Source organism: Paenibacillus sp. Paensp38 (assembly GCF_059491915.1).
Window position 1 is genome coordinate 5,061,230 of sequence record NZ_CP168516.1, and the last position, 25,022, is coordinate 5,086,251.

Consider the following 25,022-nt stretch of genomic DNA (forward strand, 5'->3'; position numbering starts at 1 on the left):
GTGTCAAAAATAATAGCCGTAGCCAATCAAAAGGGCGGAGTAGGCAAAACAACTACTTCCGTTAATTTGGGCGCCGGACTTGCTTCCCTCGGCAAAAGGGTATTGCTCGTGGATATCGACCCGCAAGGTAATACAACCAGCGGTGTGGGTATCAATAAGGCGGATGTGGCAAATTGTATTTATGATGTACTCATTAACGAGGTTGATCCTAGCGAAGCTATTGTCAGTACACAGGTTGAGGGATTAGATATAATTCCGGCAACCATTCAGTTAGCAGGCGCGGAAATTGAACTGGTGCCGACTATTTCTCGTGAGTTGAGATTAAAAAGATCGCTTCAACTCGTTAAGCATAATTATGATTATATACTAATTGATTGCCCACCATCGCTGGGTATTTTGACGCTCAATTCATTGACGGCTTCCGATTCAGTCATTATCCCAATCCAGTGTGAATATTACGCATTGGAAGGATTAAGTCAATTGTTGAATACCGTGCGATTAGTGCAAAAACATCTGAACACCTCATTGCAAATTGAAGGTGTGTTGTTAACCATGTTTGATGCTCGCACGAACTTGGGTATACAGGTGATTGAAGAAGTGAAAAAATATTTTCAAAGCAAGGTTTATCAGACGATTATTCCACGCAATGTGAGACTCAGCGAAGCACCTTCACATGGCCAGTCCATTATTACGTATGATCCCCGTTCCCGTGGGGCAGAGGTATATATTGAGTTGGCAAAGGAAGTGGTATCTTATGAGTAAACGGTTGGGAAAAGGACTTGATGCACTCATTCCCTCCCTTACGGTCAATGAAGAGGATAAGGTTGTTGACATTCCGCTGAGCCAGTTGCGTGCGAACCCGTACCAGCCTCGCAAAACGTTTGATGAAGAGTCCATTAAGGAATTAGCCGAGTCCATTCGTCAGCACGGTGTTATCCAACCTATTATTGCACGTAGTGTATTGCGAGGATATGAAATCATAGCCGGGGAAAGACGATTTCGGGCATCTCAATTTTGTGGGAATCCGACGATACCTGTGGTTGTTCGTAATTTTACGGATCAGCAGGTGATGGAGATTGCTCTGATTGAGAATTTGCAGCGTGAGAATTTGAATGCTATGGAAGTAGCAGTAGCTTATCAGGGATTAATGGATCAGTTTTCTTTAACTCAGGAAGAGTTGTCCATGAAAGTGGGGAAATCACGCTCTCATATTGCCAATTTCCTTCGCTTGCTCGCATTACCTGAAGAAGTTAAAGATCATGTTTCACGTGGAACATTGTCTATGGGACATGCTAGAGCTATTGTTGGCCTCAAAGATCCAGACATGGTGAAACAGTTAGCACAACAATGTATTGAACAGCAGTGGAGTGTTCGCGAGCTGGAGGAAGCCGTACAGCAGTTGGATCATAAGCCTGGTGAGGCGAAAGCCAAAGCAAAGGTACGAAAAAAGGACCCCTATATTGACCATATGGAAGAGTCCTTGCGTGAACGCTTTAAAACAACTGTGAAGATCAAGCACAATAAAGATAAAGGCAAAATTGAATTGAATTATTACAGTCAGCAGGATTTGGAAAGATTACTGGAGCTATTACAGTAGTTTGTTGAAATATGGACATGTCTCCTTGAGCAAAATGGAAAGTGAGATATGTCTTTGCTTTGTCTGGAATTGCAGGAATTAGAATGGTTTTGATGGATAAACTAATAGCCTTGTGTTATTTGTTTCGCTGTTCTCAAACGTATAAAATATAAGTATGCAGTAATATGATTTTTGGGGTAGAGGAGTAGAAGCAAGCATATGGCTGAATTGAATGGACTAATCATGGAACAGCTTGCCGGAATCGTTGCAGGGATCGTGCTTATTTTGCTCATCCTGTTGATTGTTATTATTGTGCAGGGTGCAAAGCTAAAGAAGATGCGGCGAAAGTATGAAACCATGATGGCAGGCAGTGGTGTCGAGAATTTGGAAACACTGTTGATTGATTTGAAGGTACAGATGGATACGATTGAGGATGAGCAGGAAACCCATCGTGCAAGTATGAAATCACTACGTAGTAAACTGACAGGCTTGAAGGGACATATAGGCATCAAACGCTATAATGCCTTTGGTGAGAGAGGAAGCGATTTAAGCTTCTCTCTGGCTATTGTAGACGACAATCAGGATGGTATGGTATTAACCGGCATTTATAACCGAGATGGCTCATATGTGTATGCCAAGCCTCTAGAAGCGGGACAGTCCACCTATTCCTTATCACCTGAAGAAAAAGAAGCCGTCACTCTTGCGCAGCAAGCAGGACGGAACGGTAGTGCCACTCCTTAATCGCGGAGTATAGGCTGCCAGCAATGATATCTGATAATTTCATTACCAAATTTAGTCTTGTATTTTGCAGCACGAAGTATTCCATGAAGCCGCCGACGTTAACGATACCAGTCAAATGGATATCGCCGACCGGCGGTAATTCTTTATTTACACCTGCTCCAGGCTTGAGAGGACCTTCTGAAACCTGAATGCATCCAACGCTGGAGGTTTGTCCAAGACATGCATCTATACCAATGATATAAGGCTGTTCATATCGGGCTTGTATGCCGTTCAGTGTCGTTTGCAGGTTCATGGCATGTACAGGCTCCTCTAATGTACCGTATAGGTTAAACAGAGGGCTTTTGTAGCGTGATAAATGCGTACCTACGAGCGGACCCAGACAATCTCCAGTAGAACGGTCAGTGCCGATGCAAATAATGACGATATTTTGCAGACTCGGTGCCTGATGCAGATGGAACAGTAGACGATGGATGATGGCTGATTGGATCCCGGGATCTGTGTGTGATATTTTTAAACTTAGGGGTTCTTGCCCCGGAATGAAGTCAGATGGATGAGTCATGGAATCTTCCTTTCGCTCTGTAGTGGAGTGTGAAGGTTACGCTCGCAGTACCTTGAGATAACAATTAGCCTGCGGGTAACATTTATGCTCAAGATAGTAGCTAGTATATGGATAAACTTATGCTTTTATACTCACAGGAAGTAGAATATTCATAGCCATATGTTTGAAGTCGGTAGATAAGCTTATATAGTGAGGATTTTGCAAAATCCTGATAGTAGGAAATAGAATTCGGGAAGCAGGAAGAGTAGTTCCCTTGTTTAAGGAGGAGTACAGCATGACCTTTATACATTGGTTGACCGATAATTTAGACACGGGTGACGTAGTGAAAGGTGCAATTCACTGGAAGGATGCTGTATGGAAATGGCTTACCGATAGTGCGATGTGGTCGACCTTTTTGTTTGTAATTTTGAAAATCGCGATTATTTTTATCATCACACGTATCTTTATTCGAGTTATTAATAAAATTATAGATAAGTCAATGCAACAAAAGGGAGATAACGGCAGGTTTCGATTGAACACAAGGCGGTTAACCACTGTTGGGGAATTACTGAAAAACGTAACCAATATTGTATTTAATTTCATTTTAATTATGCTGGTGCTATCGCAAATGGGCATTAATCTCGGCCCGCTGATTGCTGGAGCTGGAGTGCTTGGATTGGCCGTTGGTTTTGGGGCACAGAGCTTGGTTAAGGATGTAATTACCGGATTTTTCATTATTTTTGAGGATCAATTTGCCGTAGGAGACGTCATTCAGACAGGTACTTTCAAGGGTACAGTGGAAATGATCGGGCTGCGTACAACCAGACTGGTGAGCTGGAAAGGTGAGGTGTACATTTTACCGAATGGCTCAATTACAACGGTAACAAACTTCTCGATGTCCAACGCGCTGGCAGTAGTGGATGTGCCAATGAAGGCCGAGCGGAGCCTGGAGGAAGCAGTTGGTTTGGTAAAACAGGCAATCCAGGGTATTGAAGAGTCCAATGTACAGATACTTAATATACCGGATGTGTTAGGGGTTCAGTCCATGACCACCTCAGAGTATATTGTGCGTGTTGTGGCAGAATGTATGCCGAATACAGGAGCCGTGGTAGAGCGTGATATTCAGAATAACATCAAGAAGGCTCTAGAGGATGAGGAGCATCGTCAGGCGGCATTGGAGACGGCGATAACCCTAGAAAAAGAAGATGAACAAGCAAGAAAAGGGGGAGAGAAGGGTGGAGCGTAAGTCATTTGAACTAGGGGACATTGTACAGATGAAGAAGCCTCATCCGTGTGGAACGAATGAAATGGAAATTATCCGCATGGGGATGGATATTCGAATCAAATGTGTCGGTTGCCAGCATAGTGTGCTGATTCCGCGTGCCAAGTTCGAAAAAAACATGAAGAAAGTGCTGCGATCAAAGGCCAACGCCGACGAGCAAAACACAGAAGCAAATTGAGCCAAGAAAGATGAATGGCGATGAACCAGAATCAGCTTGCGTCACAGTTGCAATGATGATATAATTATCCTTGCTGCGGAAAGGTACCCAAGAGGTCTAAGGGGGCTGACTCGAAATCAGTTAGGCGTCGCAAGGCGTGCGTGGGTTCGACTCCCACTCTTTCCGCCACTAACTTCATTAAATAAACCAATCTCTTACGTCTGTGACGTAGGGGATTTTTTGTTTGTGGAATAAAAGGTCAACAGATTGTGATAAAGTGAAAAGCACTAAGATAAACCATGAGGGTAAAGGAAGAAACGATTACAAATCTATTGGGATGAATAAGGCGTTATAACAAAAAAATGCTCCTGACAGCGGGGAAATTATTGCCGTTAGGAGCACTCTTTTGTTATAGCTGGTTAGGCGGGTAATGATAACGTTTTGTTTTTTTTGAGCCAGAGATCATCAGAAGGATCGCCGCAATCAAATGGAGAGCCCAGCCCACAAAGGGTATCCAGGCCAGCAAAGAAGTGAGTACTCCCCATACAGAGCCGTAGATCGCCTCCTGATTGCGTAACGATAGGATAAGTGTTACTGCATGCAGGATAAGCATAAATCCCAGAGCCGAGTAGCCGGTCCCCATGACAATAGCTCCCCCCACAATTGGTACGGCAAGCACCAATTCGAATATACCTGATATCCACTTTAATATTCGAGAATAGCTCATCTTTAAACCTCCGTAGATAGTAGGTCTTTGTACTTGGATATATTCTAGCAGAAGGAGCTCAATTAATCTGCATTTTACCAGGATATGCAAAAAGTCCGATAATGCAACAAAGGAGGACCACAAAGGTCCTCCATCGTAGGCGATACATTTTTAACAGGATACGATCTGTCCAATCACATCATGAAACTCGGTGTACTGACCAGCAATACCGTGTCGAAAAGACAGTGTCCTTTTACACAAACCTAACGCTTCTAATGCCCGGAATGGATCTCCTAACAGTTTGTCCGGCTACGTCGTCCAACGGAACCACACCTCTCTGTTGTATCGCCTAATCATAATATGGCCAGAACTCCTAAGAAATATACATTAGTGGACACGAGCTTTCGTTTTTTTCTTCCATTTGCGATTATGGTTGGTGGTCTCCGGAAAAGAGTCGCCTCTTTCCAGCGTTACTTGTTGCGGGTTTTGAATTTCAGTATGGAAGCTTTTTTCTCCGACCTCCATATATACGCCGTCGTTTGGGACGTTATCCCCTGGTTCGAACTCAGTCTTTTCACCCATATGGTGGCACCTCCTTAGATAAATGAATTTGGACTGCAACGGTTATTGTGCGCTGTCTTGAACAGAAACATGCGAAACCGGGTATACAGATAGTGAGTGAATCAAATGATTTCCTTTATATATGCGAAATTTTTGATGTTATATAAAATTGTATAAAGCTAATGATATGCAGTATATTTAGCTGTTTTAGGCTTATGTTTCGAATTTGTAGGTTGCATTCAGTTGTTGGATTTGGTAAACTGTTTTAGTGCGAGTTTAGGCTCGTTCCTTGCTCTCAACTGAGATTGAGGGCCTTATGTCCATAAGGAGGTGTAAAGAATGCGCAAATATGAAGCGATGTATATTATTCGTCCTGACATTGAACAAGAAGCTGTTCAAGCGACAGTCGATAAATTCCAAGGTATCATCTCTAACGGCGGTGGCGAAATTACGAGTCACGATGTAACTAAACGCCGTCTTGCGTATGAGATCAAGAAATTCCGTGATGGTTCTTTCGTTCTGGTAAACTTCACAGCAGAACCTGCTGTTGTTACTGAGCTTGAGCGTATCATGAAAATTTCTGACGAAGTAATTCGTTATCTCATTACGAACGACGTAGCTTAATTATTGTACGTGATTATGTAATGAACAACGCTCAAAGGAGGGGATTGGATTGTTGAACCGTGTCATTCTGATCGGTCGTTTGACCAAAGATCCAGAGCTGCGCTATACACCGTCTGGTGTAGCAGTAACCCAGTTCACCCTGGCTGTAGACCGTCCGTTTACGAGTCAAGGCGGCGAACGGGAAGCGGATTTCTTGCCGATCGTAACCTGGCGTCAGCTTGCTGAAACATGCGCTAACTATCTTCGCAAAGGTCGTTTAACGGCTGTTGAAGGCCGTGTTCAGGTGCGTAATTATGAGAACAATGAAGGAAAACGTGTATACGTGACTGAAATTGTAGCTGATAATGTGCGTTTCTTGGAATCTAACCGCGATGGCGGTAACGGTGGCGGCAATAGCGGTGGAGCTGCGCGTGAGGAGTCTCCTTTCGGAGGCGGTAACAGCAATAGTGGACGCGGGAATAATAACTCGCGAAACAATCAGGATCCTTTTTCCGATGACGGAAAACCGATCGATATTTCGGATGATGATTTACCATTTTAATTGGGAAAGGACTGACAAAGAATGGGCTTCAGACAAAGAGAAGGCGGAGACGATAACAAAAGACCAGCTCGTCGTGGTGGTCGCAACAAACGTCGTAAAGTATGTTTCTTCACTGTGAACAAAATTACTCACATTGACTATAAAGATACAGACCTGCTTAAAAAATTCATCAGCGAACGTGGAAAAATTCTTCCTCGTCGTGTGACTGGAACAAGTGCGAAATATCAACGTATGTTGACAATCGCTGTTAAACGTTCCCGTCAAATCGCATTGCTTCCTTACACTACTGAATAGTAGTGGGTGGAAAAAAAGACGTTCCCGATCCCGGGAGCGTCTTTTTTCGTGATTTTTTATATTGACAACAAGTCCCATCTATTGTAACTTACTAATAATACAATCCATGTTTACCCATAAACGATAGTATACCTTTTAATGGCTTGTGAAATTGCAAGCTCCCCAACTCGCCAGAGTAAATATTTCGGCATTCTGAAATGTTATTTTATATTACATAGAGTCCTGTTTTTTGTCATTTTCCACAAGTAAAATTCATAAACTTTACATAAATAGATGTTTTGCATTTGTATATTACATAAAAAAAGATATTGACGTGATATTATTTTACACTTAAGATAAACCTTAATAAAAATGTAATGGTTGTTAGTACACAAAATTGACCAGAGGTCTAAAACACGCGTTTACGTTATTAGGACAGTAAGGAGGATGTGCAACTTCATTTTCAAACCTCAAGCTTTAACGAATCACCGCAGGAATGAGACAGGCTGTTAAATAAAGAACCGACTAAGGGGGATTAACAGGATGATGCAGACGAAGAAATGGGTTTCTTTGCTTATGGTGCTTACGATCGTTGGTGTTCTGTTTGCAGGATGTAGCGGAGGTGCTAATGAGGCACAGCCACAGCAAGGCAATGCGGATAATAAAACAGAGGGAAATGAAGGTAGTGCACCCGTTACAGAGGGCGTTATTAAAGCGACTGATCTGTCGCAAAATCCTCCGGGAGCGACGAATCGGAAAGATAACATTGTAGTAGGTATGACATCACCTAAAGGGGTATTCAACCCGCTATTCTGGCAAACAACTTATGATTTATACGTGGTCAGAACAGTATTTGATTCCTTCTTACAGGTGAAGGCAGATGGTACATATGAAAATAGTTTGGCTGACAAGGTTGATGTATCGCCGGATGGTCTAAAATATACATTCCATCTGAAACCAGGTGTGAAGTATAGTGATGGCACGCCAGTAACCGTGAAGGATTATGCTTTTGTCCTCAAGGTACTGCATGATCCGAATTATGATGGAGAAACGGATGTTTTATCTTTTAAGATTAAAGGCGGTAAAGAATATCACGATGGCAAGGCGAATGATATCTCGGGTATCAAGGTCATTGATGATAACACGGTAGAGGTAACGGTTACAGAAGCAACAGCGTATACAAAGGATTTTCTGGGTGAGCAATACTTTATGCCAGAAGCTTATTATGGAAAAGGATTCAAAAAGGGTAACCTGGACAGCATCAAGGCGCTTAATAATAAACCAATCGGTTCCGGGCAGTATGTGCTGAAAAGCTTCTCTCCGGGTCAGCAAGTCGTTCTTGAAGCGAATCCAAACTACTTCAAGGGCGCACCAAAGGTGAAATCAGTTATTTTTAAAACAACAACAGAAGAAACGAACCTGTCTATGCTGCAAACGGGCGAAACGGACATGGACAACATCACAGTTACGGAAGACAATGTAGAGGAATTAAAGGCTCTAGGCTTCTTGGACGTGAATATTATGCCGACAAATGGCTATGGATATATAGCGTTTAATCACAAGGAAAAGAAATTTCAGGACCCTAAAGTACGTCAGGCTTTAACTATTGGGTTAAACCGCAAGGAGATTGTGCAGGGTGTATATGGTCCATATGCGAATGTTATTAACATTCCACAATCTACAGAATCTTGGTCTTATACGGATGAAGGTATCAACAAATATGAATTTGATACAGCTAAGGCGAAGGCTTTGCTGGATGAAGCAGGCTGGAAGGTTGGTGCTGACGGAATCCGTGAAAAGGACGGCGAAAAGCTGACCATTAACTTCTCTGCAACTGCTGATAATCCAGTAGTAGAGGCCTTGCTGCCGATCATGTCCAATAACTACAAGGAACTGGGCATTAAGTTGACGTCCGAAACTCTAGATTTTAATGCCATTATGGATAAGAAGGATACGGGCAAGTTCGATATGTTCTTTGCGGCTTGGGGCTTAACTCCAGACCCGGATACAACGACTTTTATTACGAATGGTGCACAAAATGATATCGGCTATTCCAATAAGAAAGTCGATGAACTAACGCTTGCTGGTAAGCATGAGATGGATCAAGAGAAACGGAAACAGATTTACAAACAGCTCTATCAAGAGTTGAACAAGGATCTGCCAACTATTTTTATGTATCAACGCAGAGATATGTGGCCAGTTAATGGACGTGTAACCGGCTTAGAAATTACGCCATACAAAGATTTTGAATTCACTCTGCATAACGCTCAGATCGCTCAATAAGGGTTGCCAATCGTATGCTCAGCTCTCACGAGCTGGGCATATCACTTTATTCGTCTGGAGGAATGAATATGAAGCAGTACATTATTCGAAGACTGCTGCAACTCATCCCCACACTTATTGGCATATCCATTATCGTGTTTGCGATTTCAGCCATGGTGCCGGGTGATTATATTACAGCCAAGCAGAACCCGAATATGACGGCCGAAAAGGCGCAGCAGCTACGACATATCTACGGGCTGGATAAACCGGAATACCAACGCTATTTTATATGGGCCGGTAATATGTTAAAGGGGAATATGGGGGATTCATTGCAGCATAAGCAGCCGGTAACGAAGGTCATTGGCAATTATGTATGGAACTCATTTATTATCGCTTTTTTTAGTCTTATTTTCAGCTGGTTGATTGCGGTTATTGCAGGGGTATTTTCAGCCAAGTTCCAATATTCGTTATTCGATAAGTTTGTCACATTATTTATTTTCTTATGTATGTCGCTGCCTTCATTTTTTATTGGTCTATTGGTCATCAAAATATTTGCCCTGGAGTGGGGAATTCTCCCGGTTGGGGGCATGACCACAGCAGGGATGGAGCCAGGCTCATGGGCTTATATGGTGGATGTTCTCAAGCATATGTTCCTGCCGACACTCGTACTTACGATGCTGAGCACAGGAAGCCTGACCCGGTATTTCCGTACAGGCATGTTGGAGGTCATTCGTCAGGATTATATTCGTACCGCACGCGCCAAAGGCTTGAAGGAACGGACAGTTATTTTCAAGCACGCACTGCGCAATGCACTGATTCCAGCCATCACACTACTCGGCTTCGAGCTTCCGGCCTTATTTGGTGGAGCGATGATTCTGGAGAAGGTATTTGTGTGGCCAGGTGTGGGTCAGGTTTATCTGGAGTCGATTAGTATGCGGGATTATCCGTTTATGTTGGGCTTCACGATTTTCTTAGCGTTACTTACGCTTATCGGTAATTTGCTCTCTGATGTATTGTATGGCATGGCAGATCCAAGAATTCGCTTGAAGTAGGAGGGATACTATTGTCCGCAGAAACAGTCACGATTGAAACGAATCAAAAGGCGGCGATCCGTCCTGAAGCGTCTCCATGGAGAATCGCCGTTCGCCGTTTTAACCAAAACCGTCTGGCTTTGGCTGGTCTCGTTATATTAATTCTGATGGTTGTCATTTGTAGTTTTGGACCGATGATTTCACCTTATCATTTAGATGATTACAGGCTAGCTGACAAAAATTTATCGCCTAATGCTAAGTACTGGCTCGGTACGGATAAGTTTGGTAGAGATATTTTGCTGCGAACAATGCTGGCTGGCCGTATTTCCTTGACGGTAGGGCTGGTCGCCACGTTTATTTCGGTCATGATCGGCGCAACGCTGGGTGCGCTGGCAGGGTTTTATCGTAAAGGCGTGGATACGGTTATTATGCGGATTGCCGATATTTTCATGGCACTCCCTACATTACCGCTGCTTATTATTTTAGGTGCTGTTCTGTCGGATTTGAAGGTCGATCCGTCGAATCGCATTTATTTTCTGATGCTCATTATCGGGGTCCTGAGCTGGACTAGCTTGTCCCGTCTGGTCAGAGGGCAGATTCTTACGCTGCGTGAACAGGAGTTCATGCAGGCGACGGAAGCGCTAGGCTTGAGAGACCGTCGCAAAATATTCCGGCATTTGCTGCCGAACACGATTCCTACCATTATTGTTACGGCTACGCTTGGAGTAGCGGGTGCGATTATTACAGAATCTGCGCTCAGCTACTTGGGAATCGGTGTTGTGCCGCCCACACCTTCGTGGGGGAATATGATATCGGCTGCGAATAACCTAATTGACTTCCGCAAACGGCCTTGGATATGGGTTCCACCGGGAATGTGTATTCTCATTACAGTTGTAGCGATTAACCTGATTGGCGACGGTTTGCGTGACGCACTAGACCCTAAAATGAAGAAGTAGGAGACGAACGTTTATGAAAAATGCTTTGATTGAATTTCGTAACCTGAAAACCCACTTTCATACCTCTAGCGGAACTGTCAAAGCGGTCAATGACGTCAGTTTTAAAATTCGTGAGGGTGAAACGCTCTGTGTGGTAGGGGAATCTGGCTGCGGTAAGAGTGTAACAGCGATGACGATGATGCGGCTGATTGATTCTCCCCACACCTCAGACGGTGAAATCTGGTTTGAGGGCAAAAACCTCTTAACGCTTAATAAAGGTCAAATGCAGCAGATTCGCGGCAATGACATTTCGATTATTTTTCAGGAGCCCATGTCTTCTCTGAATCCCGTGCTTACGATTGGGGAACAGATCACGGAGCCATTGCTGATGCATACATTAATGAGTAAAAAAGAAGCACATGCTCGGGCAATTGAGCTGATTAACCTGGTGGGGATTTCACGATCGGAAGAAATATTTCATTCCTATCCTCATGAATTGAGTGGCGGTATGCGCCAGCGGATCATGATTGCCATCGCATTAAGCTGTAATCCGAAGCTATTGATTGCCGATGAACCGACAACGGCACTGGATGTTACGATTCAGGCTCAGATTCTGGATTTAATGCGGGATTTGAAGGATAAGCTTAAAACGTCCATTATGCTCATCACGCACGACTTGGGCGTCGTGGCAGAAATGGCTGATTATGTGGTTGTTATGTATGCTGGAAACGTTATTGAAGAGGCTCCTGTTATTGAGCTATTTAAAAATCCACAACATCCATATACTCAAGGCTTATTAAAAGCGAAGCCCGTCATTAATCAGAAAATGGATCGACTGTATTCCATTCCAGGACAGGTTCCAAACCCGATTGAGCTGGGAGAAAATTGTCATTTTCATGATCGGTGCTCCCATTGTATGCAAATTTGCAAGGATCAGGCTCCTCCCTTGAATGAAAAGGAGAATGGTCATAAGGTTGCCTGCTGGCTATATGAGAAAGAAGGAGGGCAACGGATATGAGCGAGCCTTTGATTCAAGTGGAAGGGCTGAAAAAGTATTTCCCGATCACAGGCGGGATTTTTCAGCGTACTGTCGGACATGTGAAAGCAGTCGATGATGTATCCTTTAACATTCATAAGGGTGAATCCTTCGGTCTGGTAGGAGAATCGGGTTGCGGCAAAAGTACGATTGGACGAACAATTCTCAGATTGATGGATAAGACAGAGGGATCGGTACGATATAAAGGTGAAGACTTGCATGCGTTAAACAAAGAGCAGATTCGTGCGCTTCGTCCGAAGTTGCAAATCGTCTTTCAGGACCCTTTTAGCTCACTGAATCCGAGAATTAAGGTCGGTGAAGCCATTGGAGAGGCGTTGCTGGACCACGGGTTGATTGATCGTAGAGAGCTGCGGAAGAAGGTCAATGAAACGCTGAACATTTGCGGGCTGTCCTCGTATCACTATGATCGGTATCCGCATGAGTTCTCTGGCGGTCAGCGTCAGCGGATCGGGATTGCACGGGCTTTGATTTTGAATCCTGATTTTATTGTGGCTGACGAGCCGGTATCTGCTCTGGATGTGTCTATTCAGGCCCAGATCATTAATTTGTTAAGTGATTTGCAGCAGGAACGCCAATTGACCTATCTGTTCATCTCGCATGATCTAAGTGTAGTCGAGCATCTTTGTAGCCGGATTGGTGTGATGTATCTGGGTTCAATGGTAGAGCTTTCCTCCAAGGAGGAACTGTTCAGTAATCCACTTCATCCGTACACGAAGGCGCTGCTATCGGCAGTACCGATTCCCGATCCCACGATCAAGAGACAACGGATTGTGTTGAAAGGAGACATCCCATCTCCGGCCAATCCGCCTTCAGGATGCAAGTTTCATACACGTTGTCCTATGGCAGAAGCGCGTTGTAAAACAGAGACTCCAGTATATCGAGATGCGGGCGATCACCATTTCGTAGCCTGTCACTTTGCCTAAAACATATAATTAGGAAGCAAAATATCCGTCATCCTGAAAGCAGGATTGACGGATATTTTGGCGTGGAATAAAAAAGGTAAAAAAATTGTATCTTTTTTTCGAAAAATTGCAGACAAAATGGATTTTTCATCGTCTAATAGAGTATGGAGGTTATTACGATGATGAAAAAACACTGGATACGTTGGGCTATTGTCGTCCCGTTACTTATTATATTGATTTTTATTACACTTGGACCCCGCCTGTTGATCGGAAAGCCGAATGTGGATGCAGAGGCAGCGGTGCTGATGGACATGCATACTGGGGAATTGCTGATGGATGTGAACGGTGATACACCTATGCCTTCCGCAAATATGTCCAAGCTCATGACCGAGCTATTGGTGCTGGAGGATATTCGGGCCGGACGGTTAGGTTGGAATGATGAAGTGCGAATTAGCCGTTACGCGAGTACGGTGGGTGGTGTAAATCTATCTCTTCGGTATGGTGAAAGGATGACCGTATCCGAGTTGTTCCAGAGTATGGTTGTGTATTCAGCGAATGATGCCGCTGTCGCGTTAGCCGAGCGTTCAGCAGGGAATGAATCAGCTTTTGTGAAGCGTATGAATGGAAAAGCTGCCCAAATAGGGTTGTCATCCGATAGTCGCTTCAGCAATGCCTCGGGGGCAGGTCAGAGTGAATTGGGGCCCAATCACCCTGAGGATATTCGGGGCGAAACGAAAATGACAGCAAGCGACACGGCGAAGTTGGCCTCCTATTTAATTACGTCACACCCGGAGATTTTGAGAACGTCCAGCCGTACGCAGATGGAGTTGAAGGATAAAGGCATCTACATTAGTAATACGAACTGGATGCTGCCTTCCTTGGCTGGACCGTACTCTTACGCAGGAACAGACGGACTGAAAGCAGGGTACACAAGCGATGCTGGATACTGCTTCACGGGTACCGCTGAGCAGCATGGAAGACGGCTAGTTGCTGTGGTGCTGGGTGCACCGAGCAAGGAAGAGCGTTTTGAGCAGACACGGAAGTTGTTCGATTATGGTTTTTCCCTGTCGACTTCTTTCCCGGTGAGACTGCAAAATTTAGTGAAACTGGCTCCACATTAAGGCAAAAAATGACTTTGAAAGCTACATAGGATACGGATATAAACATGAATTGGGGCTTTGACCGTGAGGTCGAAGCCTTTTTTGGTATGAATTCGAGGAGCTGACCACGCCATGACACTTTTGACAACAAGGTAGTAGACCTTTTATGCTTTGAGGGGAAGTTTCAGCTTCATGTGGGACCAATTTGGTTTAATGAAGAGATGGGATTTGTGACGGAAAGAAGGAAGGTACCGGTTATGGAGAGAAGACATAGGAGAAGGACCCGTGGAAAGACCAAAAAGAAAAAGAGGTTTACCGCTCTATATATTTCATGTATTGTTTTACTTTTGATTGCATTGGGAGGCTACCTGTTCCGCAAACAGCTGACACTGGTGGCTTTTGACTGGTTTGTATCACCGACGTTGGAAAGCAAGCTGGAGAAATCCTATCAGCCCCGACAATCCGGGGAACAGCAGCAGCAAGAGACAGTAGCTTACCGTAAGGAACCTTTTTCGGTGCTGTTATTGGGTACGGATCAAAGGCCCAATGAAAAGGCGCGTGGTCGCTCGGATACGGTTATGTATGCGGTAGTACGGCCCGCGGAATCGCGTGTGCTTTTGGTTTCCATTCCAAGGGATACGTACGTACAGATTGCCGGACATGATTCGAATCGCGATGGCGAGGATGATTTTGATAAGTTGGGGCATGCTTATGCGTTCGGAGGCGAAGATATGTCCATGGCTACAGTAGAGAAGTTGATGGAGCATAAGGCCGATTATTATGCTACGATTAATTTCCAGGGTATTCAGGATGCGGTGAATGCAGTGGGTGGAGTTGTGCTTCCAATCGACAAGCCCATTGAGAATAAGAATCCGCTGCATATCAAGTTCCGTATTGAGGCGGGCAAGCCGCTTTATAATGGTGAGGAAGCCATGTATTATGTTAGATATCGGGAAGATAGCGACTTCAATCGTACCAAACGGCAGCAAATTTTCCTGAACGCTATGGCGGATAAGCTGCTGAATATCAACGGAATTACCAAGATTCCAGAGTTGCTCGATATTATGGGAGCCAATTTCAAAACCGACATGGAACCTACTTTTATTACTGGGCTTGGCAAGCAGGCTATTTCACAGGGGAATCCGCAAATTTCAAGTTTTACGATTACGGGGGAAGGGTTCAAGAAGAAGGGCCTGTATTATGACCGGGCTAATGAACAGGAACTTGAATATGCCAGACTCATAATTGCCAACTGGCTAGATTCCGATACAACCCCGCAGACGCTGAGGCTTCCCGACAAGCAGGACATTCAGTGAATAATCAATTGATTTATATTTGATTTTGAGGGGGATTCGTTTCTCATGAATATCGCTTTTTTCTTGCTTCCCAAACAGGAAGTTGCTTGTGTAACGGCGGATGCTACTTTACGGCAAACGTTGGAACGGATGGAATATCACCGTTTTACAGCGGTTCCTATTTTAGATAAGGAAGGTAGATATACAGGTACGGTTACAGAAGGTGATCTGTTGTGGCATATGAAAGAGTCCGAGGGGAAAATCACCTTTGAAAACGCTTCTAAGTTTATGCTTAAGGACGTTCCGTTGCGGGTTACGATGAAGCCCGTGTCCATTGATGCTAACATGGAGGATTTAATCAATTTGGCTAAGGTACAGAACTTTGTGCCCGTTGTAGATGATATGGAACGGTTTATTGGCATTGTACGTCGGAGCCAGATTATTGAGTATTGTGAAAAATTTGTATCCAGAGAATCGCTTAATACTTCAAGCTAAAATAAGCAACAAAGCTGCTCCGAAAATAACAATTTACCCTATGGGGTAACAGTTATTTTCAGAATAGGATATGCTATAATGGAGAATAAAGCTTTTTCAGAGGGGTGTGACTCTTCATCATATGCCTAAAGAAATGGATGTAGTTAAACGAGCCAAGGTTATTGAATGGCTTAAAACAGAGGTGCTGGACCAAGTCTCCCGTTTGTTTAAGGCAATGTGGGAAGGCAGTACAGCCCGCATTGGTGATTGCTTGGCGAGCTTAGTGATGAGCAGTTATATTTTGGGGAGGCGCCTTGGAGTGTCTTACCGTGAATTGGATGATCTACTCATCGACAAGCTAAGAAAGCACAGAAAAGAAGGACACCAGCTGGAGGATTGGTATCAGGACATTTCCGCACTGGAAGAACATATGCGTAAGAGGTGAAAACGTTGAAATTCCGCTTGGCAACTGTAGCATGGAGCGTCATTTATTTGCTTCTGCTGCTGACTCTATTGACACCATTAAGAATCATTACCGTATTTTTACTGATTGTGCCTGGCGCTGTATTGTTTTCATCGCTGCCTTTCAAAGGATTTCTGGTCCACGTCATACCGGTGCTGCTCATTATAGCGCTACTCGATGTGTATTCGCTGCTCCCTGCGATTTATTTTCTGATTCCTTCAATCATGATGGGACGGATATATAAAAAGGGAGGACCTGCTTTTCAGGCGTTGATGACCGGAATGGGCATTATTTTAGCCGAGTTGTTGGTTGTTCTGTTTATCGCCACGTATTCCTTTGGGTTTGATCTTGCACAGTATCTTCGTGATCAGGCTGCGATATCGGCAAGTATTGTACAGCAGGTTTTGAGTGCTAATCCGATGTTTTCAAACATGAATTGGACGGCAGAGGATACGCAGAAACTCGGCACAATGCTGATTGGAAAAATTCCGTATGTGCTGATCGTGACCTCGTTCATATTGGCAGTGATTACGCATGCTTTGGCACGTCCGGCATTGAGCAGTCTCGATGTACCAGTACGCAAAATGAAGCCTGCCCGCGAGTGGAGGCTACCGCGCGCGCTGATCTGGTATTATCTGCTGGCAATTGTAATTGAATGGATAGCAGGGTCTTCCGATAGCGGCTGGATTCAAATGGTCTCCATTAGTATGCTGCCGCTGATTCATGCATGTTTTATTATCCAGACAATTGGTTTTGTATACTTCTGGACGCATAGCCGTAAAATGAGCCCGGTGATTGCGTTGCTGCTGTCGCTCGTCGTTCTGGTGTTCCAGCCGCTCCGCATTATAGGTATTATTGATTTGGCCTTTCCGCTGCGTGAAGCTATTACAAGATCAAAGAAATAGGGTGAACAGTCATGCCTAAATTTCTACAAAAACGCTGGCACGGCTATCAGACGGTCTGGGCGTTTTTGCTGCTGCTGGTCCTTGTCATATGTATTTCCATGTACAACTGGGAACTGGGTGTGATAGGACTGTTGCTGTCATTCTTGCTCGGCGGGCTGATGCTGAAGACGGAATTGGATTTTCGTCGGGAACTGAATCAATATATCAGCGGTCTTTCCTTCCGGATCAAGCGGGTGGAAGGGGAAGCGATTAGCACATTGCCGTTCGGCATCATTTTATACAGTGAAAATCGAACGGTAGAATGGCACAATCGGTTTGCCGGGGAGATGTTTGAGGAGCAATCGCTGATTGGTGAGTCTCTTCATGATTTGTTTCCTCAACTCGCAGGTGCCCTAAGCACCAAAAAGGAAACAAAGGAGCCTGCTCGTGAGCTGAAGGTGGAGCTACAGCATGATGAGCGTCATTATCAGTTTCTGATCGTGCCCGATGAGCGTCTGATATATTTGTATGAAGTCACGGAGTTGGCGGTGCTACGCAAGCAGTATGAAAACGAGCGATTGGCGCTCGGTATCGTCATGCTCGATAATATGGACGAGGCTGCTCAGGGGATGGACGATCAGCAACGCACCGCGCTTATTGCGAAGGTGTCAAGTGAGATTACATCCTGGGCTAATCAGTACAATATTTATTTGCGTCGATTATCTTCTGAGCGTTATCTCATTATGCTAAACCATAAAGCACTTCAGGAGCTGGAGCAGAGTCGATTCGTCATTCTGGATACCGTAAGGGAAATGACGGCGGATTTGAAAGTACCGATGACACTGAGTATTGGCTTGTCCTTCGGTGCAGAGAGCATCAAGGAGCTAGGCGAGCTGGCCCAATCCAGTCTGGATATGGCGCTTGGACGTGGGGGCGATCAGGCAGCAGTGAAGGCGGGACAACGCCTGTCCTTTTACGGAGGCAAGTCCAATGCTGTCGAGAAGCGTACCAGAGTACGTGCCCGAGTGATTGCACATGCGTTGCGTGATCTGATGCAGGAGAGCGACCGCGTGCTGATCATGGGACACAAAATACCGGACATGGATGCGGTGGGAGCTGCCATCGGTGTGTGGAAGGCTGCGGCACTTTACAATGTAGAGGCACATATCGTACTCGATAAATCCAATCCGTCTATCGACCGAATGATGGAGCAGGTAAACAAGGATGAGAATCTATCGCAAGCGCTCATGACACCAGAGCAGTCGCTCCAGCTGATGACTGAGCACAGTCTGCTGGTCGTGGTGGACACGCACAAGGCCTCCATGACGATTGAGCCGCGTCTGGTGCAGACAGCTAGTCGGGTGGTTGTTGTTGACCATCATCGTCGGGGCGAGGAATTTATTAACGATTCGGTTCTGATCTACTTGGAGCCCTATGCGTCATCGGCCTGTGAGCTGGTGACCGAGCTGCTGCAATATATTCATGAGAAGGTCCAACTGACACCGCTGGAGGCAACATCACTGCTGGCAGGGATTACGGTGGATACCAAGCATTTTTCCCTGCATACAGGCTCGCGTACATTCGAGGCAGCCGGCTTTTTACGGCGTAGCGGAGCAGATACAGTTATGATCCAGCGCATGTTAAAAGAGGACTTGGATGAATATATTGCTAAGGCGGAAATTATTAAGCATGCTAAAATGATATATGGGCATATCGCAATTGCGGTAACTGAGCCCGGACAGAAAATACCGCAGCTCCTGATTGCTCAGGTGGCGGATTCATTACTCAATATGACGGATGTACTGGCCTCCTTTGTGGTCAGTGAACGTCCTGACGGCCTGGTGGGGATCAGCGCCCGTTCACTCGGACGCATGAACGTACAGGTCGTCATGGAACGGCTAGGCGGCGGAGGACATCTGACGAATGCGGCGGTTCAGCTGGATTGCCCGCTGGAGGAAGCTAAGCGCAGAGTGGTCGACGTGCTGGCCGAAATTGATGGGGAAGAGGGGTTATTTGAATGAAAGTGATATTCATTAAAGATATGAAGGGCCAAGGCAAGAAGGGGCAAATTAAGGAAGTGTCGGACGGTTATGCAGCGAATTTCCTGTTGCCGCGTGGTGTTGCCCGTCCAGCGACAGAAGGAAATATGAAGACGCTGGAAAACCAGAATGCTGCTGAGGAAAAGCGCAAGCAAGAGGAAAAGGAAGAGGCGCAAGCGCTCGGCAAAAAGCTGGAAGAGACAACGGTTCAGCTCAAGGCGAAGGCTGGTGAAGGTGGACGACTGTTCGGCGCGATTACAAGCAAGCAAATCGCGGAGGCAGTAGCTAAAACTGGTATCAAGCTGGACAAACGCAAAATTGAGCTGGAAGAACCGATTCGTACGTTGGGCGTGACTCAAATGACCGTTAAGCTTCATCCTGAGGTCAAAGCTACGCTGAAAGTACAGGTGACTGAAGAATAATTATGGGCGGCGAATTTTTTGATCGGATTCCTCCGCAAAATCTGGAGGCTGAACAGGCGGTTATCGGGTCTATTTTGCTCCAGTCTGAAGCACTGATTACCGCAATGGAGCGGGTGCAGACCGAGGACTTTTATGATAAGGCTCATCAGATGATTTACGAAGCAATGATTGAGCTGGGTGAATCCGGACAGCCGATTGACTTGGTTACGCTGACCTCGAAAATTCAGGACAAGGGACAGCTAGAGGATATCGGTGGTGTCAGTTATCTGGCGAAGCTGGCTCACGGGGTGCCAACAGCGGCTAACGTAGATTACTATGCCCAGATCATTGAAGAAAAAGCGATGCTTCGTCGCTTGATTCGTGCAGCTACGCAGATTGTGAGCGAAGGCTATAGCAGTGGCGAGGATGTCGCTGGTATGCTGAGCGATGCTGAGCGCAAGATTATGGAGATATCTAACGGGCGCTCAGGTAGTGGTTTTATTGCCATCCGCGATGTCGTGATGGAAGTGTTTGACCGCGTTGAATTGCTGCATCAGAACAAGGGCAATACGACTGGGATTCCGTCCGGGTTTGTTGATTTGGACAAGATGACGGCGGGGTTCCAGCGCAATGACTTGATCATTGTGGCCGCCCGTCCATCCGTAGGTAAAACAGCGTTTGCTCTGAATATTGCGCAAAATGTTGCGGTTCGGGCAAAGGAGACAGTAGCCATCTTCAGTCTGGAGATGTCGGCCGCTCAGCTCGTGCAGCGGATGATTTGTGCCGAGGCCAATCTGGACGCGAACGTCATGCGGACAGGTGAGTTTAAAGGCGACGACGATTGGGCGAAGCTGACGATGGGCATTGCAGCCTTGTCAGAGGCGGAAATCTATATCGATGATACACCCGGCATCACTGTGGCGGATATCCGTGCCAAATGCCGCCGTCTCAAGGCGGAAAAGGGACTGGGTATGATCGTAATCGACTACTTGCAGCTTATTCATGGACGAGGCAAAGCAGGCGAGAACCGGCAGCAGGAGGTATCTGAAATCTCACGGACATTGAAGCAAATCGCTCGTGAACTTGAAGTGCCTGTAATTGCCCTCTCCCAGCTGAGCCGGGGTGTGGAGCAGCGTCAAGACAAGCGGCCGATGATGAGTGACTTGCGGGAATCGGGTTCTATCGAGCAGGATGCTGATATCGTGGCGTTTCTGTACCGGGATGATTACTATAATCAGGAAACAGAAAAGAAGAATATTATTGAGATTATCATTGCCAAGCAGCGTAACGGCCCGGTCGGTACGGTAGAGTTGGTCTTTCTCAAAAATTATAATAAATTCGCTAATTACGAGCGTGCCCATTCGGATGCGTTCGCCGGATAACATATTAGTATCATTAAAAAAGGCTCTTTCGACGCGGATTTCGCGATCTCGAAGGGGTCCTTTTTTATAGAATTCACATATTTTCATATAAGGAATGAAACTCTCAATTACGAACAATACTATTTTCATGTAATATAATGTTCGCTTTTTATTTGACTTTAAAAAATGGTGCTGTTACACTTATAGTGCTGCTTCAACGCAGTGGGGAGAACATTACGCCCGGGGCTTTCCGAACCTACGGAATGTCTGCGACGGACGTTTTTTCCTGCTGTCCGAGAGCGCTCCATATCTGCTCGCTCAGGCGGTTGAAGTCGGATATGCGTAGTGTGTCAGCTCAAAATCAGAGTGTCTGTGGGCACTCCACGGAGGAATGAAACATGTCAACTGTAGTCGTTGTGGGAACACAATGGGGAGACGAAGGCAAAGGTAAAATCACGGACTATCTGGCGGAAAGCGCTGAAGTAGTGGCCCGTTACCAAGGCGGAAACAATGCTGGTCATACGATTCTCATTGACGGTAAAAAGTACAAGCTGAGCCTGATTCCATCCGGCGTTTTTTATGAAGATAAAAAGTGTGTTATTGGCAACGGCATGGTCGTAAATCCAGCCGCTCTTATTGAAGAAATTACTTACATTCATGATAATGGTTTTTCCACAAAAAATCTGGTTATTAGCGACCGTGCACATGTGATTATGCCGTACCATATGACGCTGGATGTGCTGGAAGAAGACCGCAAAGGTCCTAACAAAATTGGTACTACCCGTAAAGGGATCGGCCCTGCTTATATGGATAAAGCTGCACGTAACGGTATTCGTATTGCTGATTTGCTGGATGCAGAGGAATTCGAAAAGAAGCTGCGCCATCAAACGAAAGAAAAAAATCAAGTGATTGAGCAAGTATATGGCGGCGAGCCATTGGATGTAGAAGCAATACTAAAACAGTATCTGGAATATGCTGAATTTATCCGTCCTTATGTAGGAGATACATCTGTCGTGTTGAATGATGCAATTGACGCAAATCAAAAGGTACTGTTTGAAGGTGCGCAAGGCGTTATGCTTGATATCGACCAAGGTACGTATCCTTACGTTACGTCCTCCAACCCGTCGGCTGGCGGCGTATGTATTGGTTCCGGTGTGGGTCCATCCAAGATTCAACAAGTCATCGGTGTAGCTAAATCGTATACAACTCGTGTTGGCGATGGACCCTTCCCAACTGAGCTGAACGATGAAGTCGGCGATTACATTCGTGAAACAGGTCATGAGTACGGTACGGTTACAGGTCGTGCTCGTCGTGTAGGCTGGTTTGACAGCGTCGTTGTGCGCCATGCCCGTCGTGTCAGTGGATTAACGGGTCTTTCCCTGAACTCGCTGGACGTATTGACTGGCCTGAAAACGGTGAAAATTTGCACAGGTTACAAGTACCGCGGTGAGGTGATTACGCATTATCCGGCTAGCCTGAAAATGCTGGCGGAGTGCGAAGCGGTATATGAAGAAATGCCAGGTTGGAGCGAAGACATCACTGGCGTGAAAACGCTGGAGGAACTGCCTGAGACTACACGCAATTACGTACAACGCGTGTCTGATCTGACAGGTATCCCAATTGCTATTTTCTCGGTTGGGCGTAATCGTGATCAAACGAATCAGGTGCTTCCGATTTATTTGTAGGACAAGAATGATATAGCTATTAATACATGTTCAAAGAGAGAGGCTGTTAGCAGCCTCTCTCTTTTTTTATTCTGTGAAGTGTTAAATGGTATCTTTCCCTTTACATAATCTTATCTTCCTTGTCGATTTGTGATAACAAACCCTCTCTATAATCCAAATAGAAAAGAGATTTGGACGTCTAGACGTCTTGAGAGGGATGAATTATGAACTGGTATCTTCGCTCACTCGGCACACGCAAAATTGTTGAATTCATCGTGCTTATCATTTTCGTCATCTTTTTCCTGGGGCCTCTGACCAATCTCCTCCTCTTGGCGGTTTCAGGAAAATGGCAGTATCCTGCACCGCTCCCGCAGAGCTTGTCACTGGAATGGTGGAAGTTTGTACTAACCCAGGATGATGTAGTCAGCTCGATTTCCCTATCCTTCCTGATTGCGATTACCGTTACGGTCTGCTCCATTATCGTATGTATTCCTGCTGCTTATGCCTTTGCACGAATTTCTTTCCCGCTCAGTAAGTGGTTCCTTTTCTCATTCCTGCTTACGCATGCTTTTCCGAAAATGGGTTTGTATGTGTCCATTGCCGTGCTATTCTACCAATTCGGTTTGATGAACACTTTTGCAGGCATTGTGCTCATCCATATGGTAAACACACTCATGTATATGACCTGGATTCCATCCTCTGCCTTCCGCAGCGTACATCGCGCACAGGAGGAGTCGGCGCGGGATGCTGGAGCCGGACCCTTTCGGGTGTTTTGGAAAATCACCTTTCCTATGGCGCTGCCCGGCATTGTGGTTGCCTCCATCTTTACCTTTCTTGCTTCACTGGATGAAGCACAGGGGACACTTCTTGTCGGAACGCCGGACTATAAAACAATGCCAGTCATCATGTATTCCATCATTGCTGATTATCCGAGCACAACAGGTGCTGTTTTCTCAGTCATTCTAACCCTGCCAACGATCATTCTGCTATTGGCAGCCAAGCGTTTTGTAAGTGCCGATGTACTGGCAGGCGGATTTCAGGTGAAATAACGTAATTGGTCAAAAGAGGAGTTTGCAAAATCCTGAAAAAGGAGCCTAAGCTAATGCCCATTCAATTATCCATTCAAGAGTTAACCAAGCGCTTCAAGACAGGAGACGGAGTCAAAGGCATTTCACTTGACGTGATGAAGGGAGAGCTGGTGACACTGCTGGGACCTTCCGGCTGTGGTAAAACAACCGTGCTTCGCTCCATTGGCGGTTTTTTGGACCCGGACAGTGGCGACATTCAGATTCAGGGTAAAAGCGTACTCAAGCTGCCGCCCGAAAAACGTCCGACGGCTATGGTGTTCCAAAGCTATAATTTGTGGCCGCATATGACCGTGTATGACAACCTGGCTTTCGGGTTGAAGATTCGAAAGGTGAAGAAGACAGAAATTGACCGTCAGGTGAAGGAAGCGCTAGCGCTGGTTCGGCTAGAGAGCGCAGAGCGTAAAACGCCGGGACAGCTCTCGGGAGGTCAGCAGCAGCGGGTAGCACTCGCTCGGGCTTTGCTGCTAAAGCCTGATGTATTGCTGCTGGACGAGCCTTTTTCCGCGCTTGATGCCAAATTGCGCATGGAGATGAGAGAGGAGCTGCGTGATATTCAGACCCAGACAGGAATGACGATGGTGTTCGTCACCCATGATCAGGAGGAGGCGCTGTCCATTTCCGACCGAATCGTCGTTATGAATGCGGGCCGGATTGAGCAACTTTCTTCGCCGCAGGAGATTTATGACAAGCCACAGTCCCTTTTTGTAGCGGGTTTTATTGGCCGTATCAATTTATTAAAGGGGGTGAGCACAGGTCGCAGTGTCTCTGTGAGCGGAATACCGTTTGCACAAGAGCATGAATACACAGGTGAATCCATGGTTGGTGTAAGACCAGAGGATATTGTTCTGACGACGGAAGAAAATGGTTCTCTAGCCGGAACAATCAGACAAGTGATGATTCTAGGGCATTATGCGGAAGTTTCGCTGGATAGCGGTACCCATCATCTGAAAATGTTTGTGCCGCGTGAACGAGCGGCCGAGCTGCGCAGTGGAGAGCACATCAGATTCAGCTTCAGTAAAATAGTTACTTTTCCAGCAGCACAGTGAAGATTCACGATCAACCTCTAT

27 protein-coding genes and 1 tRNA gene are annotated in these 25,022 nt (G+C 45.7%); 25 read left to right on the forward strand and 3 right to left on the reverse strand.

Annotated elements, in window-relative coordinates; translation table 11 throughout:
• The 3 genes from ACEN8J_RS22370 (at position 1) to ACEN8J_RS22380 (ending at position 2,317) form a co-directional block, all read left to right on the forward strand.
• Positions 1-762, forward strand: coding sequence for a ParA family protein (locus tag ACEN8J_RS22370; protein WP_023991152.1), 762 nt, complete (start codon positions 1-3; stop codon positions 760-762).
• On the forward strand, positions 755-1,597 hold the full coding sequence (locus tag ACEN8J_RS22375; protein ID WP_029518964.1) for a ParB/RepB/Spo0J family partition protein: 843 nt from the start codon (positions 755-757) through the stop codon (positions 1,595-1,597). The genes ACEN8J_RS22370 and ACEN8J_RS22375 overlap by 8 nt, the downstream gene beginning before the upstream one ends.
• Positions 1,598-1,795: 198 nt before the next feature.
• On the forward strand, positions 1,796-2,317 hold the full coding sequence (locus tag ACEN8J_RS22380) for a DUF4446 family protein (RefSeq protein ID WP_495593983.1): 522 nt from the start codon (positions 1,796-1,798) through the stop codon (positions 2,315-2,317).
• On the opposite strand, the gene yyaC is transcribed toward ACEN8J_RS22380, so the two are convergent.
• Complete coding sequence (gene yyaC / locus ACEN8J_RS22385; protein ID WP_250241387.1) at positions 2,271-2,876, reverse strand: spore protease YyaC; 606 nt, start codon at positions 2,874-2,876, stop codon at positions 2,271-2,273. The genes ACEN8J_RS22380 and yyaC overlap by 47 nt on opposite strands.
• Before the next feature lie 274 nt (positions 2,877-3,150).
• Between yyaC and ACEN8J_RS22390 the strand changes: the two genes are divergently transcribed.
• The 3 genes from ACEN8J_RS22390 (at position 3,151) to ACEN8J_RS22400 (ending at position 4,483) form a co-directional block, all read left to right on the forward strand.
• On the forward strand, positions 3,151-4,101 hold the full coding sequence (locus ACEN8J_RS22390; protein ID WP_495593984.1) for a mechanosensitive ion channel family protein: 951 nt from the start codon (positions 3,151-3,153) through the stop codon (positions 4,099-4,101).
• Positions 4,091-4,315, forward strand: a complete 225-nt coding sequence (locus ACEN8J_RS22395; protein WP_025723137.1) for a DUF951 domain-containing protein — start codon at positions 4,091-4,093, stop codon at positions 4,313-4,315. The genes ACEN8J_RS22390 and ACEN8J_RS22395 overlap by 11 nt, the downstream gene beginning before the upstream one ends.
• A gap of 77 nt (positions 4,316-4,392) precedes the next feature.
• Positions 4,393-4,483, forward strand: a tRNA-Ser gene (locus ACEN8J_RS22400).
• 220 nt (positions 4,484-4,703) lie between these two features.
• Here the strand turns inward: ACEN8J_RS22400 and ACEN8J_RS22405 are convergent.
• Together ACEN8J_RS22405 and ACEN8J_RS22410 are read right to left on the reverse strand one after the other, a co-directional pair.
• On the reverse strand, positions 4,704-5,021 hold the full coding sequence (locus ACEN8J_RS22405) for a hypothetical protein (protein WP_029518959.1): 318 nt from the start codon (positions 5,019-5,021) through the stop codon (positions 4,704-4,706).
• A 366-nt stretch (positions 5,022-5,387) separates the two neighbouring features.
• Positions 5,388-5,582: a YjzC family protein gene (locus ACEN8J_RS22410; RefSeq protein WP_029518958.1), complete on the reverse strand. Its 195-nt coding sequence runs from the start codon at positions 5,580-5,582 to the stop codon at positions 5,388-5,390.
• A 318-nt stretch (positions 5,583-5,900) separates the two neighbouring features.
• On the opposite strand from ACEN8J_RS22410, the gene rpsF reads away from it, so the two are divergent.
• From rpsF to ACEN8J_RS22505, 19 genes are all read left to right on the forward strand, one after another.
• A complete protein-coding gene (gene rpsF / locus ACEN8J_RS22415; protein ID WP_013312802.1) occupies positions 5,901-6,185 on the forward strand; it encodes a 30S ribosomal protein S6 in 285 nt (94 codons plus the stop codon).
• A gap of 49 nt (positions 6,186-6,234) precedes the next feature.
• Entirely contained in the window at positions 6,235-6,726 is a 492-nt protein-coding gene (gene ssb, locus ACEN8J_RS22420; protein ID WP_013312801.1) for a single-stranded DNA-binding protein, read from the forward strand.
• A gap of 21 nt (positions 6,727-6,747) precedes the next feature.
• Complete coding sequence (gene rpsR, locus ACEN8J_RS22425) at positions 6,748-7,020, forward strand: 30S ribosomal protein S18 (protein ID WP_013312800.1); 273 nt, start codon at positions 6,748-6,750, stop codon at positions 7,018-7,020.
• A gap of 522 nt (positions 7,021-7,542) precedes the next feature.
• The gene (locus tag ACEN8J_RS22430) at positions 7,543-9,282 is read left to right on the forward strand and encodes an ABC transporter substrate-binding protein (RefSeq protein ID WP_495593985.1); all 1,740 of its coding nucleotides are present in this window, start codon (positions 7,543-7,545) and stop codon (positions 9,280-9,282) included.
• A 68-nt stretch (positions 9,283-9,350) separates the two neighbouring features.
• The gene (locus tag ACEN8J_RS22435; protein ID WP_023991143.1) at positions 9,351-10,313 is read left to right on the forward strand and encodes an ABC transporter permease; all 963 of its coding nucleotides are present in this window, start codon (positions 9,351-9,353) and stop codon (positions 10,311-10,313) included.
• Between the two features lie 11 nt (positions 10,314-10,324).
• Positions 10,325-11,248, forward strand: a complete 924-nt coding sequence (gene opp4C / locus ACEN8J_RS22440; RefSeq protein WP_029518954.1) for an oligopeptide ABC transporter permease — start codon at positions 10,325-10,327, stop codon at positions 11,246-11,248.
• Between the two features lie 13 nt (positions 11,249-11,261).
• Positions 11,262-12,245, forward strand: a complete 984-nt coding sequence (locus tag ACEN8J_RS22445; protein WP_029518953.1) for an ABC transporter ATP-binding protein — start codon at positions 11,262-11,264, stop codon at positions 12,243-12,245.
• Positions 12,242-13,207: an ABC transporter ATP-binding protein gene (locus ACEN8J_RS22450; RefSeq protein ID WP_029518952.1), complete on the forward strand. Its 966-nt coding sequence runs from the start codon at positions 12,242-12,244 to the stop codon at positions 13,205-13,207. The genes ACEN8J_RS22445 and ACEN8J_RS22450 overlap by 4 nt, the downstream gene beginning before the upstream one ends.
• 158 nt (positions 13,208-13,365) lie before the next feature.
• Positions 13,366-14,307, forward strand: a complete 942-nt coding sequence (locus ACEN8J_RS22455; protein WP_029518951.1) for a D-alanyl-D-alanine carboxypeptidase family protein — start codon at positions 13,366-13,368, stop codon at positions 14,305-14,307.
• Between the two features lie 236 nt (positions 14,308-14,543).
• Positions 14,544-15,602 carry an LCP family protein gene (locus tag ACEN8J_RS22460; RefSeq protein ID WP_029518949.1) on the forward strand — a complete coding sequence of 353 codons (1,059 nt, stop codon included), beginning with the start codon at positions 14,544-14,546 and terminating at the stop codon, positions 15,600-15,602.
• Positions 15,603-15,647: 45 nt separating this feature from the next.
• Positions 15,648-16,076 (forward strand): CBS domain-containing protein, encoded by a 429-nt coding sequence (locus ACEN8J_RS22465; RefSeq protein ID WP_013312792.1) that lies wholly within the window; start codon positions 15,648-15,650, stop codon positions 16,074-16,076.
• Positions 16,077-16,197: 121 nt separating this feature from the next.
• Entirely contained in the window at positions 16,198-16,500 is a 303-nt protein-coding gene (locus ACEN8J_RS22470; protein WP_013312791.1) for a MazG-like family protein, read from the forward strand.
• Positions 16,501-16,505: 5 nt separating this feature from the next.
• Positions 16,506-17,423, forward strand: coding sequence for a DUF2232 domain-containing protein (locus tag ACEN8J_RS22475; protein ID WP_209950128.1), 918 nt, complete (start codon positions 16,506-16,508; stop codon positions 17,421-17,423).
• Between the two features lie 11 nt (positions 17,424-17,434).
• Positions 17,435-19,423, forward strand: coding sequence for a DHH family phosphoesterase (locus tag ACEN8J_RS22480; RefSeq protein ID WP_209950127.1), 1,989 nt, complete (start codon positions 17,435-17,437; stop codon positions 19,421-19,423).
• Positions 19,420-19,863 carry a 50S ribosomal protein L9 gene (gene rplI, locus ACEN8J_RS22485; protein ID WP_013312788.1) on the forward strand — a complete coding sequence of 148 codons (444 nt, stop codon included), beginning with the start codon at positions 19,420-19,422 and terminating at the stop codon, positions 19,861-19,863. Before ACEN8J_RS22480 ends, rplI begins: the two co-directional genes overlap by 4 nt.
• Positions 19,864-19,865: 2 nt before the next feature.
• A complete protein-coding gene (dnaB, locus tag ACEN8J_RS22490) occupies positions 19,866-21,224 on the forward strand; it encodes a replicative DNA helicase (protein WP_013373892.1) in 1,359 nt (452 codons plus the stop codon).
• Positions 21,225-21,601: 377 nt separating this feature from the next.
• Positions 21,602-22,888, forward strand: a complete 1,287-nt coding sequence (locus ACEN8J_RS22495; RefSeq protein ID WP_029518946.1) for an adenylosuccinate synthase — start codon at positions 21,602-21,604, stop codon at positions 22,886-22,888.
• 203 nt (positions 22,889-23,091) lie between these two features.
• Complete coding sequence (locus ACEN8J_RS22500) at positions 23,092-23,916, forward strand: ABC transporter permease (protein ID WP_069012367.1); 825 nt, start codon at positions 23,092-23,094, stop codon at positions 23,914-23,916.
• 53 nt (positions 23,917-23,969) lie between these two features.
• Positions 23,970-25,001, forward strand: a complete 1,032-nt coding sequence (locus ACEN8J_RS22505) for an ABC transporter ATP-binding protein (protein WP_029518944.1) — start codon at positions 23,970-23,972, stop codon at positions 24,999-25,001.
• The last annotated feature ends 21 nt before the right edge of the window (positions 25,002-25,022 follow it).